The organism is Gracilimonas sp. BCB1 (assembly GCF_040117685.2).
Lineage (GTDB): Bacteria > Bacteroidota > Rhodothermia > Balneolales > Balneolaceae > Gracilimonas.
On sequence record NZ_JBEDYP020000015.1, the window covers coordinates 23,471 to 39,492 of the forward strand.

General features: G+C 41.9%; 13 protein-coding genes. 9 read left to right on the forward strand and 4 right to left on the reverse strand.

Annotated elements, in window-relative coordinates; genetic code table 11:
- The first annotated feature begins 3 nt into the window (after positions 1–3).
- The 6 genes from ABFW99_RS12425 to ABFW99_RS12450 all read left to right on the forward strand — a co-directional run bounded on the left by ABFW99_RS12425 (position 4) and on the right by ABFW99_RS12450 (position 9,128).
- The gene (locus ABFW99_RS12425; RefSeq protein ID WP_349353871.1) at positions 4–1,629 is read left to right on the forward strand and encodes an HD-GYP domain-containing protein; all 1,626 of its coding nucleotides are present in this window, start codon (positions 4–6) and stop codon (positions 1,627–1,629) included.
- Positions 1,630–1,706: 77 nt separating this feature from the next.
- The gene (locus ABFW99_RS12430; RefSeq protein ID WP_349353870.1) at positions 1,707–2,489 is read left to right on the forward strand and encodes an endo alpha-1,4 polygalactosaminidase; all 783 of its coding nucleotides are present in this window, start codon (positions 1,707–1,709) and stop codon (positions 2,487–2,489) included.
- Positions 2,486–4,543: a hypothetical protein gene (locus tag ABFW99_RS12435; protein WP_349353869.1), complete on the forward strand. Its 2,058-nt coding sequence runs from the start codon at positions 2,486–2,488 to the stop codon at positions 4,541–4,543. The genes ABFW99_RS12430 and ABFW99_RS12435 overlap by 4 nt, the downstream gene beginning before the upstream one ends.
- A 61-nt stretch (positions 4,544–4,604) precedes the next feature.
- A complete protein-coding gene (locus ABFW99_RS12440) occupies positions 4,605–8,453 on the forward strand; it encodes a DUF2194 domain-containing protein (protein ID WP_440707510.1) in 3,849 nt (1,282 codons plus the stop codon).
- 32 nt (positions 8,454–8,485) lie between these two features.
- Positions 8,486–8,794, forward strand: coding sequence for a DUF2752 domain-containing protein (locus ABFW99_RS12445; protein ID WP_349353867.1), 309 nt, complete (start codon positions 8,486–8,488; stop codon positions 8,792–8,794).
- Complete coding sequence (locus ABFW99_RS12450; RefSeq protein WP_349353866.1) at positions 8,787–9,128, forward strand: TM2 domain-containing protein; 342 nt, start codon at positions 8,787–8,789, stop codon at positions 9,126–9,128. Before ABFW99_RS12445 ends, ABFW99_RS12450 begins: the two co-directional genes overlap by 8 nt.
- Before the next feature lie 10 nt (positions 9,129–9,138).
- Here the strand turns inward: ABFW99_RS12450 and ABFW99_RS12455 are convergent, their stop codons facing one another.
- Genes ABFW99_RS12455 through ABFW99_RS12465 form a run of 3 tightly spaced genes read right to left on the reverse strand, consistent with a single transcriptional unit; the run spans position 9,139 to position 10,964 of the window.
- Positions 9,139–10,011, reverse strand: a complete 873-nt coding sequence (locus ABFW99_RS12455; protein ID WP_349353865.1) for a DUF5777 family beta-barrel protein — start codon at positions 10,009–10,011, stop codon at positions 9,139–9,141.
- A 1-nt stretch (position 10,012) separates the two neighbouring features.
- Positions 10,013–10,558 (reverse strand): YceI family protein, encoded by a 546-nt coding sequence (locus tag ABFW99_RS12460; RefSeq protein ID WP_349353864.1) that lies wholly within the window; start codon positions 10,556–10,558, stop codon positions 10,013–10,015.
- 1 nt (position 10,559) lies between these two features.
- On the reverse strand, positions 10,560–10,964 hold the full coding sequence (locus tag ABFW99_RS12465; protein ID WP_349353863.1) for a c-type cytochrome: 405 nt from the start codon (positions 10,962–10,964) through the stop codon (positions 10,560–10,562).
- A 112-nt stretch (positions 10,965–11,076) separates the two neighbouring features.
- Between ABFW99_RS12465 and ABFW99_RS12470 the strand changes: the two genes are divergently transcribed.
- The 3 genes from ABFW99_RS12470 (at position 11,077) to mltG (ending at position 14,272) form a co-directional block, all read left to right on the forward strand.
- Positions 11,077–11,622 (forward strand): HD domain-containing protein, encoded by a 546-nt coding sequence (locus ABFW99_RS12470; RefSeq protein WP_349353862.1) that lies wholly within the window; start codon positions 11,077–11,079, stop codon positions 11,620–11,622.
- Positions 11,623–11,703: 81 nt separating this feature from the next.
- Positions 11,704–12,969, forward strand: coding sequence for a hypothetical protein (locus tag ABFW99_RS12475; protein WP_349353861.1), 1,266 nt, complete (start codon positions 11,704–11,706; stop codon positions 12,967–12,969).
- 217 nt (positions 12,970–13,186) lie between these two features.
- The gene (mltG, locus tag ABFW99_RS12480; protein WP_349353860.1) at positions 13,187–14,272 is read left to right on the forward strand and encodes an endolytic transglycosylase MltG; all 1,086 of its coding nucleotides are present in this window, start codon (positions 13,187–13,189) and stop codon (positions 14,270–14,272) included.
- Positions 14,273–14,295: 23 nt separating this feature from the next.
- Here the strand turns inward: mltG and ABFW99_RS12485 are convergent, their stop codons facing one another.
- On the reverse strand, positions 14,296–16,005 hold the full coding sequence (locus ABFW99_RS12485; protein WP_349353859.1) for an ABC transporter substrate-binding protein: 1,710 nt from the start codon (positions 16,003–16,005) through the stop codon (positions 14,296–14,298).
- Positions 16,006–16,022: the final 17 nt, after the last annotated feature.

The window sequence follows — 16,022 nt, forward strand, 5'->3', positions numbered from 1 at the left end:
CTTATGATTAAAGACGTTCGAAGTTACATACATACGGTGGGCAATCGGCTAAGTAAAGCTTTCTCTATGGAGGCTTTCGGTACCGAGCAGCAGCTCGAGTTCTGGGAGTTATCGGCTGAACACTTGTCAAGGAAACGAAGTCCATCCTTCAGCGATATTGTAAACTGGATGGATTTATTGTACCGTGCACCGGTTCATTTTGTGTACCGATTGCAGGATGGGAAACTGGTGCTCGACAGGCGACACGTACTTACCAAGAACATACTTCGAGATGCCGGCAATGAGCTGGAGCCTCACAAACAAACACCACAGCAAAAAGAATACTTAAAAGATTTTGAGTACCAGTTGCAGAACCTGGAAAAGAAGATGAGTATGGACGAGGTGTTCAAAGAGCAGGGTATAACCTCTCATTCTATCGGTCAGTGTGAACACATTCCTTTATTTAAAAAGGATGGAGAACAGTGGGGTATTTACTGTGCCGGACCTTATACCAAAAGCCCGGATCAAATAACTCCAAAATTATCTATTGTAGGGAGATTACTGGCTAACTGGCTTATTACCCTCGATGAAGAAGAGAGCAACCCTCAGCGCGAGTATGAGCAGAAGATCGAAAATGTGGTTTCGGATTTAGGAAGCGGACAGTTAAATACAGAGGGGATTGCCCAAATTATACTGCGGTATGTGGTCCATGGCAGAAAAGTAGCCTCCGGATGTATTGTAGAGTTTACCCCGAACGGACATAAGCTTTTGGTATCCGTCGGGATGAAGGAAAAACTGGCAGGTTATTTTACGGCTGGTGCAGATAAAGCACTTTATGAAAACAAGGGTGGCGAACTGAAAGTCACTGAATTTGGGCAAGAATTTCTTAAGCAATGGGGTAAACAGGTAGATGTTGAATACTTTACTGGTGAGCATCATTCTGGTTTCTTGATGGTTGAGAAAACAGAAGGTAGCGGGAAGCTCGATATAGAAAATCTGCTAAAAGAAGTTGGCCTGTCGTTTGCCAACTTGTTTGACTACCGGCATAAGAATGAGAATTTCTCAGACCAGCTTATGGATGGTTATTATAAGATGTTACGTGCCATTGAAAAAAGCCGGGAGAAAACACGATTTCACACCCCGCGAATGGTAGCCTTTGTACAGCGATTCGGTATGTTTTTTGGGCTCGAAGATGACGAGATGGAGATCATCACAAAAACAGCTAAGCTACATGATATCGGTTATGTTGGAGCAATCAGCATTGAGCCGGGTAAAACAATCGGCGGTGAGCTTTCACACCCGATAATTGGGGCTAATATGGTTGAGCATCTTTCCATTGATAAGGATGTGTTGGAGGGTATCAGAACCCATCACGAATGGGTGAACGGGAACGGCTCGCCAAGCGGGTTGAATTCCGAAACAATTCCCTGGACAGGCAAAATTATTGGCCTGTTCGAGTTTGTTGTAGATTTTGTCGAATCAAATGCAGGTGATGATTCAAAAACCAATGATGAATGGTTAGAATTGTTATCCAGAAACCTGATGGAACGTGCCGATATTGAATTCGATATGGTATTAATACCAACAGCCATACAGCTTTTGCAGGCATTAGGCTGGCAAGAATGCGTGAGGTTAGGTGTTGAAGAATGAAACTGAAGTTATCGGCAATTTGCATAATGGCACTTCTCTTCACGCAGTGTAATAACACAAAACGCGCTTCCTTTTCTATGGCAGATCACACACCATTTGGGGTATGTTACGCCAAGGTAACACCGGAACAGGTGCGGAATTACGAGATGGTAATTATCGAGCCCGACTTCTATTCCAAAGAGGAAATGGATGCACTGCGGGCTACCGGAACAAAAATAATTGCATACGTTACACTGGGAGAAGTGGATACCAACCGCTGGTATTACCCTCGTCTTGCTGAAATAGGATTTCTCGGTAAAAATGAGAACTGGAATAGTTTCTTTGTTAACCTGGAAAGTGCGGAAGCCCGACGCGTTATTTTGATGGACGTTTTACCTGCTATCACGGAAAAGGGAGTAGATGGCCTGTTCCTTGATACCGTTGATGCCGTTGCCCCCACAACAGAAAGAGCTTACTTACAGCCCTATATGGTGCAGTTGATCGAGGGAATCCGGCAGCGATACCCTGGTTTTACGATCATTCAAAATGCCGGTGCCTTCTTATTAGAAAAAACCGGTGATGATGTGGATGCTTTCTTAACCGAGGCGCTTGCATCCGATTATGATTTTGAACACAAGAGGTACCGGATAAGGTCTGCTGACGAATTCAACGAGCGTCTTAAATATCTGAACCACTATTCCACCCAAAGTGATAAACCCTACTTTATAGTTGGTTTTGCAGACACCGAAGACAAAAGAAAACAGATTAAAACCCGTCTGGATACTCTGGGACGTCCGTATTTCATCAGTAATATAGGCTTGAGTGAACTTCCGGTGCAGCCTGATTCGGTAGCAAACATTTTGAAAGACAAGAGCTTATGAGCTACGATTTTCAAGCTATATTTTCTGTAATTCGACTAACTATAGGCTTTCTCTTTGTGTTTGGTTTTGTAACGCCGTTGTTTTTTGAACATGCGGGTAAGAAAAAGGGTATCGACCGAATCGTATTCTCCTGGGTCGGGTTAGGTGGCTTGATTATCATTGGTACCTTTATGTTGGTAAGTCTCCATATCTATGATTTTATCAGTATTCTGTTTTTTCTTTTTATGTTGCCATTATTGGTTCATTTCTTTCAACGCAGATGGGAGGGAAGTACGGTTACAGATATTTTTAATCGGGGTGAAAACCGTATTGTAGCCAACCATGTACTTTTTATTGAGAAAGTAAAGAACCTGACGTGGGCCGATCTCAAACAACGGGTATTCAAAAAACCAACCTTTAGCCCTGAAAACCCGTATTCTGTTGCTGCTGTGGTGATTGGAATTTTAGCCTCGGTGCTTAGAATAATCCCATCTATTCAAAATTCAGCACCGTTCAGCAGAGTATGGTACTTTGAGTTGGATGCGGTAAAAGGGCTGAGCCTACAGGAATATTTTTCGGGTTATCCCACGCCAAAGGGAATGCATTCCATTATCAATTTTTTCAGCACTATTACACAAGTAAGCCCCGAAATGATTCTTCATATCATTGGTGCATTGATCAGCTTCTTTTTGGCGGTAATCATTTTCTGGGTAATGCGGGATCTTACAAAGAGAAAACACCAATCAGCCGCATTGCTCTCAGCACTGATCTATGCCGTGTTTCCTACTCTGTTCCTGCCTGTTTCGATGGAACTTGAATCTGAACTTACGTCCCTTTCTTTTTCTCTGTGTTTTGCATTACCAACCATGCTGTTTTTTCTTCGGAATATAAGGTCTGGTGGGAAGACGCCCTGGTTCTATATTTTTATGGGAATAGTGGCAACGGGCCTAACAAACGTATTTGTGCTGTTGATGGTGTTGTTGCCCTTTATGTTGGTTGGGATTATATCTATCCCTAAAAAGTATTTCTTCCAAAGGTTTGGAAAAATAACACTGTACCTGATTTCTATTTACATACTCACGTTGGCTCCCTACATCATTTACTGCCTGTCATCAGGACTCAGCGTCGGCACTTTCTTTCAGGATCAGCTATTTAATACACAGGTATTCAGTTTTACCACAGACCTGATAGTACCCATTGAGGAGTTAAGCCTGATATATTTCTATGCGGGAATAACTTTATTTACATGTTTCCTGATCCGGCTTTTTGTTCAAAAGAAAAAGCGAATTGGGGACGAGATGGTCTTCTTGATGCTTTTTGTTTTCATCTCATACCTGTATACACCTTTTTTCGACTATCAGTATGTGTACATAGATCCTGATCAGCTGAACAGTTTTTATGGGATGCTGATATGTATTTTCTTTGGTTTGAGCATGCATTCTATATTCATTTTCCTGGAATGGATAATTAAACCTGTTAAAAAAACCACACCCTTTATCATGCCAATATTAATATTGGGAATAGTAGCTTTCCTGTTTTCTTATCAGGGAGGATTGCGTAAAAGTAGCTTGCTGCCTAAAACAGAACCCAATGGTTTTTTTAACGCTTATTACAATATCATTAATGAACGTATACCCTATACCTATGCTACCGTAGGCCCTGAACTGGATCGAGAGCTGTCTAAAAACCGACACTTTTTTATGAATTATCAGTTTTTTCTTAATAATTATGGTGTCATCGATTCACTATACCAGCAATATTTAATGGTACCAGACGATCAACGTCCGGAAGTACAGGAAGTACCACCGGCAAGTATATTTTTATTTGTGGAAAAACCACCCTACGGTTCCATTCAGCAGGGAATATTGTATGACGCTCAGAATATTATGAGGGATATTGAGCAATGGCTGGTAACTTTCCGCCGGCTTGAAGGAAGGAAAGTCAGAGTTTATTATGAGACCGATGAGGCTATTGTTTATGAAATTGTAAATAGGGACGATGAATCTACCATAGGCGGAGTTTTAAGAAATATCTACCCAACAGAGGAAGGACGTGCAGCACGACTCTTCAAATAACATAAGAACCAAAACCTACAGAATTATTCATAGCGCAGTATTTGCGTTCATGGTAATTTCTTTGGCCGTAATAACGGGTTGCCAGCAAGGCGGCTCATTCAGAGGTCTTTCCGGTATTGACGTATCATCGCAGTCTCCTTTGGTTATGGTGATAAAGAATCAGGGAAGTGAGTTCAGTACAGAAGCCTCAGAACAGGTGCAGAAAGCACTCGATTACTCCAAGATTCCATACTTCACCATCGACTTTGGAATTTTAACTCAGGAATTTGCCATTCCTCAGTCGGTACGAAGTCTGGTTGTAACCTCCGAACGAATTCAAGAGTTATCGGATGCGGATGTGGAGGAAATAATTGAGTTTGTTACCCGGGGAAATTCGCTTGTAATTCTCGGCCCTATTAATAATCCCAGGTTTTCTTTTCTGCAAGGCATTAAACAGGATGCTGATTTTGATGCAGATTCAATAAACGTTGGTTTCCGGCTAAACAGCAAAGCCTTCCCGGGAATGCAGAACAGAAGTTTTAATCCCAATGGCTTGCTTCCTCACTTTGGACTGAAGGGTGAAGACTTCAACGATAATACCTCTATTTTAGCAAGTACCGCAACTGATCTCGGTCAACCATTTATAATATCCAATAAAATCGGACTTGGTGAAGTAGTTACTGTGAATAGTTATGTGGTTGGAGGGAAGATATACCGGGGGATACTTTTTTCTTCCATTTTGCGGGGATTGGAAGGTGTTCCATACCAGGTGGCAGATGTAAGTACCATTTTTCTGGATGACTTTCCCGCTCCCTTGTATAACGAAAAGATGCCGCCTATAGATGAGGAATATGATCTTACCCATGCAGAGTTTGTAAGTAAAATCTGGTGGCCGGATATGGTAGCCTTAGCCGATTCATTCAACATGAGCTACTCCGCGATGACCGCATTCAACTATAATGCAAATGTAGTACCTCCATTTGACTTCCAGGAGTGGAGACAGGGCTCTATCATCTATAATGATAATATCATTCAGGGTAGTATTTTTCTGGCCAACAGTATAAAGAATACCCGCCACGAGCTGGCATTTCATGGGTATAATCATTTTTCGCTATGGAGCGAAGACTGGGACAATATGAACTTCATGGTTTCTGCACTTCAGGCGGCTCGTAAGCGATGGAGAATTGATAATTTAGGACCTTTACCCACCAATTATGTTCCACCCACAAACCAGATTGATTCTATAGGCATACAAGCCATTGTAAAGGGGATGCCGAGTATTGAATATATGAGCTCTCTCTATTTTGGTGATCGTTCGGTAGGCCAAGGGCGTGAATTTGACCCCGATCCATATGCTCCAACGGCTTTATTCAACTATCCAAGAATAAGCAGCGGGTTTACCATGAATGAAAATTCCCTGATGGATCAACACGGTATGCAACTGCTTACCGGAATCTGGAATCACTTTGTGCATCCGGACGATGTATTTCAGGTTACTCAGCGTCGAGAAGATGAATTTTTGAGTCGAAATCCTTTGGGACTTGGCTGGAAATCGGATCCGGAATATGGGTACGGATTGTATCAGCTTTTAAGTCAACGAATAAAGCATACATACCGTCACTATCCCAATAATAGGTTTGTTGCAGCTACAATGGGAGCTAAGAAAACCGAAGACTGGAGGCAGCGGCTTTCCAGCTATTCTTTAAACGGGCCGTCTATTAAAATAAACATCGGTTTCAGGAATAACTATTTGCCCCATTTTCCCAACGATAATGCACACTGGTATATGTATGCTACCCAGGAGCAGGTGAGAGAAGTTGAAAGTGCGCTTATCAAACAAGGCTTAAGCTATTACAGGACTGAAATTTGGGATGGATATCTTTATCAGTTCGAAACTTCAGGTGATGTATTCTTCGTTCCTAATTTTGACAAGAGTTTTTACTATGACCGGCAATTCGTCAATAGTCTGGTCCGGGATCAAATAAACAACTTCCGTCAGTTTAATTTAATAGCATCAGAAGGTTCTGCATTCGATTCCGGAAATTGGCGGGATACCCGACTGGAGGACGCTGTGAAGGCATGGCGAGGAAACCCAACGGTGGCGAATCAGGAACGGCTCATTTCCCTTAGCGTAGAGTTTAGCCAGATTTCCCGTGCCATAGATATTCTTGAAGGCCGATTACTTCGAAATGACGTTTGGGTTCAGGAAGATATTGACCACCTGATAACCTATTATGGATGGGAGGGGATGCAATCCAGGGCCGAAATGTTCCTGGAAACATTATGGGCAGTACACCGCTCGGCAAAAGTTATAGCCTTTAAGAATCAGGTGGTAGCCGCGCTTGGGTTGTTTGGTGAGGACTTTAATCGCCGATGGAGAATGAGAGCCTTAGAACTTGCACCCGACGACTATGAAACACTGCTCAGTTATACCAAGTCAATGGAAAGTCAGGAGAGCTGGCCGGAGATGAAAAAGAATCTAAGGCAATTACTGGATATGCGCCCTCAAACAGATTCTCTCTATGCTTTCACAATACAACGATCCATTTACTACGAAAATCCGGATAGCACGATGGGTCTTGTGGAAGAGTTTCCCGATCAGGCCTACGATCAACTTACTCCGTTTGCTTCCAACTTAGCACTCATGTACGGTTTTGAAGCTCAAGAGTATGAGAAAGCATTGTTCTGGGCCAATAACGCTCCTGACTTTGAAGAACAGTTAAAGCTATTCTGGCTTTCACAACTCAATTTAGATGCATTATATCTTGCTAAAGCCAATGAACTGGTTACCAATGACCCAGACAATGATAATCTTCGCTCTTTTGTTGGTTCCAATTTATTTTATGAGGGCTTTGAGGAGCAGTCCTACAGCACTTTATATTCCCTATTTGAGTATGACAGAGAAGAAGGATTGATTGCTGATACGCTGATCAGAAATGAAATTGGTTTTAAGCCATATGAAGAGAAAAAAAGTTTTTATAGAAATTACCCAAAGTTTTTCGATCCGGATCAGCAAAAATCACTTAAGGGAGAATACCGATGGACAGAGGGTGCAAGAGTTTCCCTGTTTGGTGAATATAGAAACGATAACTTTGATAACACTTTTGCTCGCGGAGGCCTTTCCCTTCAATTTGGAAACCGCAGACAAAACACGCACACCATAAAATCAGAGTATCTGGTTTTTTCAGATGAAAACCTTACCGGCAATGAAGCCCGGAATTATCAGGGAGGTGGGTATCTGTTTACGCACCGATCTGATAACCAGCAATTTGAATTTCGTATAGGACCAACCGTTTTGGTTGATGGCACTGAATTCATTCCTGAAGGACTCATAGGCATGAGTTTTACCAAAGACTCTGCTTTCACTTCCATCGAGTTGACCGGAGGGGCTGAGCTTACTTCTACTTCTCTACAAAACGACTACTATCAGGCTCAGCTTCAACTCTACAGGCAGGATTATTTATTCAATGGAAAAGTAGTTAGCGCCTTGTCAGCAAACGGGAAATATTATACCAATGATGTGTTGAGATACGGAGGGCAAATCCGCCTGTTTCTTGATTTAATGGAAACAAAATTCAGGGTTAGGCCTGTGGGTGAAGTGAGTTATGCAGATGCCACAGAAAGCTTTTTAACCGGCATACCGTACTATACCCCCGACCAATATTTTGCCCAGGGTGTAGGACTTGACTTCAGGTTCCGCAACCCCGATAATTTTGACTATCGTACCCAGTTAACGGGTGAAATTTTCGGTAAACACGAACAGAGGGAAGGGTTCTTTTACTCTGGAAGAATTCAGCTCGAACACAAATTCAAAAACTTCTGGCAGATCAGCATAGGAAGTGAAATTTCTACCAGTGACGTGTATCGATCGAATCGGATTTTCTTCACTATTTCTCATTACTTTCCCAGAAAGTTAAGACCTAAAAATTAGAAACTTAACCTGAAAACATGCGTAGTCGGGATATGCGCTTTATAAGAAAACATTTGGAATGGTTTATGTTCAGTGCCGGGCTTCTGTTACTTGCGCTTATGAGTCCTGATAATGCCGGAACCTCACTCTGCTTTTTTGAATGGATTGGTATAAATTTTTGCCCCGGTGAGGGATTGGGACATTCGGTATCCTATACGTTCAGGGGTGACTTTGAGGCTGCACTGCAAGCTCATTTTGCCGGACCGGCTGCCGTTTTCATCCTATCAGGAAGAATCATCTACATTTTGAAAGAGCTTTATCAAGAATCAAAACTAACTACGAATAAGGAACAGCATGGCTAATGTAATAGATCATTTACCGGAAATAGAAGGGGACGAAGCACTTTATGTTGGAAAGTTATTTTCTGACTTATCGGATGAACAGGCTTCTAAGTTTGCATCTGTGTACCGTTCACGAAGAAAAGACCCGCAAACGGTTTTAATTACCTGTATTCTTGGATTTTTCCTGATTGCAGGTGTGCATCGTCTTTTACTGAATCAAATAGGGATGGGTATCCTGTACATCTTTACCGGTGGACTTTGCTTAATCGGTACTATTGTTGATTTGGTGAATTACAAAGATATGGCCTTTCAGTACAACCGTGGCGTAGCAAAAGAAATACAGTCCTACGTATAAGCTGTTTTGTCTATTTACCCAGGCCAAAGAACCGGTTTATATTAAAACCAAACCGGAAGTCCAGATCAAGAATATTGGTATCGGTACGGGCAAGCAGGTGTTGTTCGGTGAACCACCGTCCGCTCATAAAAAAGAGCTGAAAAACGTGCCCGCCGGTATCGATTTCAAAAGACACGGCAACATGATCTTTGGTATTCGGGTTTCTGTTTCCCAACACGGGCAGATATTCGAAAGCCAGGGCATTTCGGTTATTTAGTTTATATCGGCCAGCTATTCCAAGTCCAACTATTGTGTTGTACAGCTTACCATTGTTCTGTTCTTTCACTACGGTATTAAAGTGAGAGACCATTGGGGCAACCTGAAGGCTCAGTTTGTCATTAAATTTCCGTGCTACCATCACAGAAGTGAAATAATTAAGCCGTTCGGTGAAGGTATAGTCAAAGCGCCTTTCCTTTTGGGTTGAGATCCCCAAATCACCTTTAATAGCTATTTGTACAGGTACTTTGTCCGACTTTAATTGCTCCAGAATAACATACTTGGCCCGCAGATCTACCACATCTTCGATTCCGGTTCTGCCAATTCCAATATCCAGTTTGTCGGTTACTCCGTAATCAATTCCAAGCCGGACAGCCGCTCCGCCATCCAGTCCGTAAAAATCTTCAATTCCGCCCGAAACCAGTCCAAAATTGTGCATAACCATGCTATTCATATTCTTCTGTGGAAGAGCGGTAACCGTACTCAGGCCGGCAATACTTCCTGCAAGAAAAATATCTTCAACCGGTCCGTCCTGAACCGCTCGTTTTCTTTCTAACATTTGAGCCGAAACCGAATAACTCCCAAATAGTGTTACCAGAATCAATAATGCTGTTTTGCGAATATTCATCTTAGTTTTCCACCGGTTTTAATAAAGCTTCAATTTCTATTTCCTGTTCCTGATCCACTTTCACAAAAAGCAGGCTGGGAGGCACGATATCATAATCTTCAAGCAACAGTATCCAGCTGGCTTTCACAACCAATCCTTCCGGTTTCATTTGGAGTGTTCCATCGATGGTAACTTCTTGACTCACTCCATGAATTTTAAATTCTCCTTTAACTGTCACGGGTTGTTCGGCTGTGGTGTCCGGGTTGAAATCTGAAACCAGTTCTCCAAAAAATTCAGCAAAGGGGTATTTTTCCGTTTCCAGGGTTTCTTTCATGTCACGATCTCTCTTCTCAATTCCTGTTTCCAAAGTCGTTAAGTCGATATAGAAATCAACTTTGCTGTTGCTCAGGTTAATAATTCCGGTCAGGTTTTCCGATTCACCGGAAAAAGTGTGTAAAGGCACTTTGGAATAAAACACGGCAGAACCTTCCTCCGTCATGTAAGACTGCGCCATAGCCGCTGAGGCAATTGCTGAAATAAAAATGAACGTCGCTATAAGTTTCTTCATACTAATTATCCTCCGCACCGGCTGTAATCCAGGCTTCAATTTGTGCAATTTCGGTTGGGGTTAGAAACTGACCTGTGGTAGGCATTCGACTGCCATAAGAAGGGTCCGGTTTAATTTTTTCCACCAAGGGGCTGTTTTCCGGTTCACCGGGCACAACAATAGGTCCGCCTGCTACGGAACCCATGCTATTGATAGTAGTATTGTAGGAAGTAAGGTTAACCCCGTTTGTAGTAGAATTAATGTGGCAGCTTCCACAATTTGAGGTAAATATTGGCTGAATATCTTCAGAATAGCTAATATCATTGGGATTAATATCGGGAGTTTCAGAGATATCTTCTACATTACTGATACAACCGGAACTGAAAAAAAACAAACTAATAAGAAGGGCTTGTAAATATGGACGCATGTTAGCCTCGGTTAAATAATTAATTAGTTATTAAAAAATAACTGTTGAATGTTAAATGATTTTGTTTAACTAATGCAACTGTTAATACGAACATAAATTTGGATCAGATGTTATGGCGCTGATAGATAGAGAAGCTTCTGAAAAGCTGCTTAATGAATTTATAGAAGGAGAAAGTCTGTTGAATCATTCAATGATGGTTGCAAAGGCAATGGAAGCTTATGCACGCTCATTGAATAAAGACGATCAACAGGTGGAAGAGTGGTGGGCTGCCGGTATGTTACATGACCTGGATTGGGAAAAATTTCCTGACGACCATCCTCATAAAGCAGTAAATGAAATACTTCCTGAGTATGATTATCCTGAGTCGGTTATTCAAGCAATAAAAGCACATGCACCAGAACGCACCGGGAAAGTACCTGAGACGGAGATAGAGCGGTATCTCTTTGCCTGTGATGAGTTATCCGGTTTTATGAATGCCGTTTCACTGATGAGGCCCAATGGGTTTGAGGATATGAAGGTAAAATCAGTTGCTAAAAAGCTGAAAGATGTCAGGTTTGCGGCAAATGTGCCCCGAGATGACATCAGAAGAGGGGCGGAGTTAATCGGAAAAGAACTGAATGAACACATCGCTTTCATGATCAGTATTTTTCGTTCCTAATTTCTGTGCTTCCTTTTTTGGGTATTTTTAACGTTATTATTCATAGTGGTTTAAGAGAAACATAATACGAGGTACATTACAATGAGAGTAATAACTGCATTTCTGATTGCACTGAGTGTAACATTTGGGTTGCATGCACAAGATCTCGATGTCAAATTTTATGAAGGTATTGACTTGTATGAGGGGGTCGACGAAAAATTTTATTCCGGCAGTAATTTTGGAGTGAAAAACCCTATCTATTCAGCTTATCCCGTTTCCGGAATGATTCGACATAACAGAGTAGATGGCTTATTTCTTGGATACCAGGAAGAAAAGATGGATTGGAATAACGCTAATTTTCTGGGAATTGAAAACGTAGACCTTCATGGGTTGATTGGGTATTCCGTTGCTCAGGATCAATTGCAGTATTCCATAGGTGCGGAGAAAAGTATAGGTATGGAAAGAAAGTGGTTGCTCATCGGTGGAGATCTTCATAATACCACCTCTACAGAAGATTACTGGCGAACTGGTATCTACGAAAATGCTCTTACGTCATTTACTTCAGGATTTGATTATCACGATTATTACAATGCCGACGGCTATGGGTTTTATGCTATTCTCAAGCCATTGCGTTTTTTAGAATTAGGAGCGTCCTATAATGTGGATGAGTTCAGTTCTGTGGAGATGAATACAGATTTTTCTGTAATTACAAAATACTCCAGCTTCAGAATAAACCCGGGTATTGACAGTAGATTTGATCAAATTAATCAGCAAAGTCTAACATTTGGCCTTACACTTAATCCGCGTACGATAAACAAATATTCATCTGCATGGTCAACTGTGTCAGCCAGGGCCGAAATTGCTGACCTTGGAGGAACCGGTAATGATTTTTTCTACAACAAATACCAGGTTGAAGCAAAATCATACTTTCGTTTAGATCACTCTACGTTATTCAAGTGGAGACTTATGGCCGGAAGTATTACCGGGGAAGCTCCGGACTTCAAAAATTTTGCTCTCGGTGGAATAGGGAGTATGCGGGCGTTGGGCTATAAGTCGTTATCCGGAAACCAAATGGTGCTGAGCAATCTTGAAGTAGAGCTGGGTAGAAGTACCAATTACAGAGAAGGGTGGCCGGATTTGAGTTCGTTCTACCTTTCACTTTTCCTTGACTCCGGAACGAGTATGTTTAATCAAAGTAATTTAGGATCAACCAATCCAATATCTGATTTTGAGATAAGCTTCTCTGAACTTTCTCATAATGTCGGTATAGGCTTAGGTTTTGGGATGTTTAGAGCAGAGGTAGCAAAACCAATAGCAGGATCGGAGGGGAGAACGTCTTTTTGGATACGATTTAATCCAACTTTCTAAACACAATCTTATTTAAAAAAAGAAACCCGGACCGATCAGGATCCGGGTTTTTTTCTTTAGGGCATTTGGTGCTTATGCAGCATCCAAAAGCTCTTTGCTCTTCGCCCAACAAGTACGTTCCTGAAAAAGGAATGTTTCAGTAGATTCATAAATTATTAAAGATGTTCGGCTTTACTTCTGATATTCCCTTTTGTATATCAATTTGTATCTTTAGCGCATGAATATTCAAAGACAATTTGCGGTAACAAAGCCCGAATTCATTACAACGATTCTACTTTTTGTACTTATCGTAGTAATGGTATTGAGCTCAAGGCTTATTCGGCTCACATCTGGTTCTTCGCTGGTATTTGAAGAACAAACAGAAATACTTCTTCCCATGAACTCCGGTTTGTCCGGGTTGCAACAATATTTAGAAAACGAAGGAATCCGATTTGATAAATCCGAAATAGAGTGGGCGGCAAGAATTCTTGGATGGAGAAACATGCAGCGTGGTCGATATGTATTTGAAGGGGAGTATTCTTATAACGGATTTCTGTCAAAAATGGCCCGTGGTATTCAGGACCCTGTTTCAGTGGTGATATTACCGGGTATTACAACCGACAGGCTTGCTCAAACAACAGCTGAAAACCTGCATTTCGATGCCGATTCATTAACATCATTGATGAACGACAGCACTTTTTTGGCAGAGAAGGGCCTTACCAAAGAGGAGCTTTTCGGTCGGATGCTTCCAGAAACTTATCTTATTTACTGGACCAGTTCTCCAAAAGAGTTTCTCAATAAAGTATTGCGTGAATTTGATAATGCGATAACGCAAGAGTACCGTGAACAGGCTGAGGAAATAGATATGACCATTAATGAAGCTATTACTCTGGCATCCATTGTGGAATGGGAAGCTAAAAACCAGGATGAAAAACCTATTATTAGCGGGCTGTATTGGAATCGTCTGAATAGGGGAATGCGTTTACAAGCCGATCCTACCGTAAACTTTGCATTAGGGGAGCGCAGGCGACTTCTTTTCGAAGACTACCAAATAGATCATCCATACAACACATACATGAACAGTGGGTTGCCTCCGGGCCCAATCACCAATCCTAGCCTATCAACTATTGAGGCTACTCTATATCCTGAAGATCATGATTATCTATATATGGTAGCTAATCCGGAAGGCGGGCATATTTTCACTCGTACATTTAGTGAGCATCAGGCGGAAAGTGAAAAATGGCGACGCTGGTTACGTGAGCAATATCGTATTAAAAGGCAGCGTGAAGCTGAGGAGAAAGCAAACGAACAAGAAACCCGGTAAGGTAAAACCTTCTGGTTTTTTAGTTAATTATCGGATGCCCTGTTTCTGTCCTGAATCTGTTTGATACTCACTTCCTGATTTATGTGCGTATTCTTAAAACTCACGTCCATGATGAGGCCACGGTAGTTGTTGAATTTCTTAAGTCCTTCCTTCAAGTAAGCCGGATTCTGCACCCTTTTTAAGGTTCGAAGTGCAACGTTGGCTGCATCATAACCGATCAGGGCAAATCGATTAGGTTCGGTATCAAAACGAAGGCGAAACTCACTTTCAAAGTCTTCTATATCAGTATTGCCGGGGTCTTGCTCAAAGGTTTTGGTATAATAAAATTCAGTGTCGGGCAGATTACGGGAATCGATATCTGCCATTTCCCACTCTTCTGAACCCAAAACGGTCATGTTGATTCCTATGGCTTCCAAATTAGTGAGTAAAGAACTTATAAGGGTCTCGGCGATATTCCCGGTAAAAGGCGCATATACGGCGTCTATATTGTAATTGAATACCGTATCAACTTCGGGATCAAAGTTCCTGGCATATTTACTGATGTCATAGCCTTCTGACTCAAGTTCCTCCACGTAATACCGGACCACCTCGCCACCAAGTTTGCGAGCCTCATCAAGAAAAGCCACGGCTGAAGGTTCACCTAAAGATCCTCGTTCTGCAATCACAGCCAACGTATCATACCCAAGATCCCGGATAGCAAACTGTGCCATTCTCTGGCCCTGGATCGCAAAGGTTGGATTCAGCTGGTAAGTATAGTTTTGGTCAAGGTTCAGGCTGTCTGAATTAGCGAGGGGGGTAAGCATGGGAATTTCGTAGAGTTCCGCATATTGGGACATAGCTACCGCAACTTCCGAAAAAAGCGGGCCTATGATAACATCGGCATCGTGATTCCAAGCCAGTTCATTTGCAATGGCCGGAGCATTAGCCGCATCAGCCCCTGTATTTTTGTAGGTGAGAAAAGCTTTTAAATCTGAATTTTCACTATTGAATTTCTCGACGGCGAGCTGTATTCCGAAATACAGGTGTTGAGGAATTTCAAACTGTGGAGAGTCAATATCAAACTGAGGTAGAGCCACACCAATATTGTAGGCCAGACCAGATGGAGCTTTCGTGTATCGGTTTGGGTTGTATCTCTGCATATAGGCAGCAGAATCACTTAACAGCGCTTCAATGGAAGCATAATTGGTTGTATCCGATATGGTACTGGTTTTATACGCCTTAAAAAGGGCACGCGCCGAAACCAGGTCTAACTTTCCAACCCCGGCCTCAACAAGGTCAAGCCGTACGGCATCATACTTAGTAGCTCTGAATGTATTGAACCGCTGCTCAAGAGTCAGATAGTTAACTACATCCCTGTAAAAAGAGAAAGCTGCCCGGGATATGGAAGGTTCTCGTGAATTTTGTTTTAGTTCATGCAGGGCATCCAGGGAAGCTGCAAAGTTCTTTAGCTGAAAATCGGCCAGAGAAGCAGTGTATTTAGCTTCACTGAAAATTTCAGTGGTTGTACTATCAACCCTGCTAAGATATTCCTTGGCTTTTATAAAATTATTCAGTGCATAATGACTTTTTCCGGCAAATAATTGAGCGCTCGGGCTGTCGGATTGTTCAAAAATTCGAAGGGCACGTTCGTAATTTCCTTCTTCATAAAACTCAATACCGGTTTCTATGGATTGAGCAAAGACAGAGAAAGAAAAAGTGAGCAGAAGTACTAGAATAGATAAAAGTCGTTTCATCAAGATCTTAAATAATT

Bases quoted from the DNA above. Each gene is read 5' to 3' on its own strand.
- ABFW99_RS12460 (WP_349353864.1), bottom strand. From the start codon at position 10,558: ATGAAGAAACTTATAGCGACGTTCATTTTTATTTCAGCAATTGCCTCA.
- ABFW99_RS12430 (WP_349353870.1), top strand. From the start codon at position 1,707: ATGGCAGATCACACACCATTTGGGGTATGTTACGCCAAGGTAACACCG.
- ABFW99_RS12465 (WP_349353863.1), bottom strand. From the start codon at position 10,964: ATGCGTCCATATTTACAAGCCCTTCTTATTAGTTTGTTTTTTTTCAGT.
- ABFW99_RS12450 (WP_349353866.1), top strand. From the start codon at position 8,787: ATGGCTAATGTAATAGATCATTTACCGGAAATAGAAGGGGACGAAGCA.
- ABFW99_RS12485 (WP_349353859.1), bottom strand. From the start codon at position 16,005: ATGAAACGACTTTTATCTATTCTAGTACTTCTGCTCACTTTTTCTTTC.
- ABFW99_RS12455 (WP_349353865.1), bottom strand. From the start codon at position 10,011: ATGAATATTCGCAAAACAGCATTATTGATTCTGGTAACACTATTTGGG.
- ABFW99_RS12470 (WP_349353862.1), top strand. From the start codon at position 11,077: ATGGCGCTGATAGATAGAGAAGCTTCTGAAAAGCTGCTTAATGAATTT.
- ABFW99_RS12475 (WP_349353861.1), top strand. From the start codon at position 11,704: ATGAGAGTAATAACTGCATTTCTGATTGCACTGAGTGTAACATTTGGG.
- ABFW99_RS12445 (WP_349353867.1), top strand. From the start codon at position 8,486: ATGCGCTTTATAAGAAAACATTTGGAATGGTTTATGTTCAGTGCCGGG.
- mltG (WP_349353860.1), top strand. From the start codon at position 13,187: ATGAATATTCAAAGACAATTTGCGGTAACAAAGCCCGAATTCATTACA.
- ABFW99_RS12425 (WP_349353871.1), top strand. From the start codon at position 4: ATGATTAAAGACGTTCGAAGTTACATACATACGGTGGGCAATCGGCTA.
- ABFW99_RS12435 (WP_349353869.1), top strand. From the start codon at position 2,486: ATGAGCTACGATTTTCAAGCTATATTTTCTGTAATTCGACTAACTATA.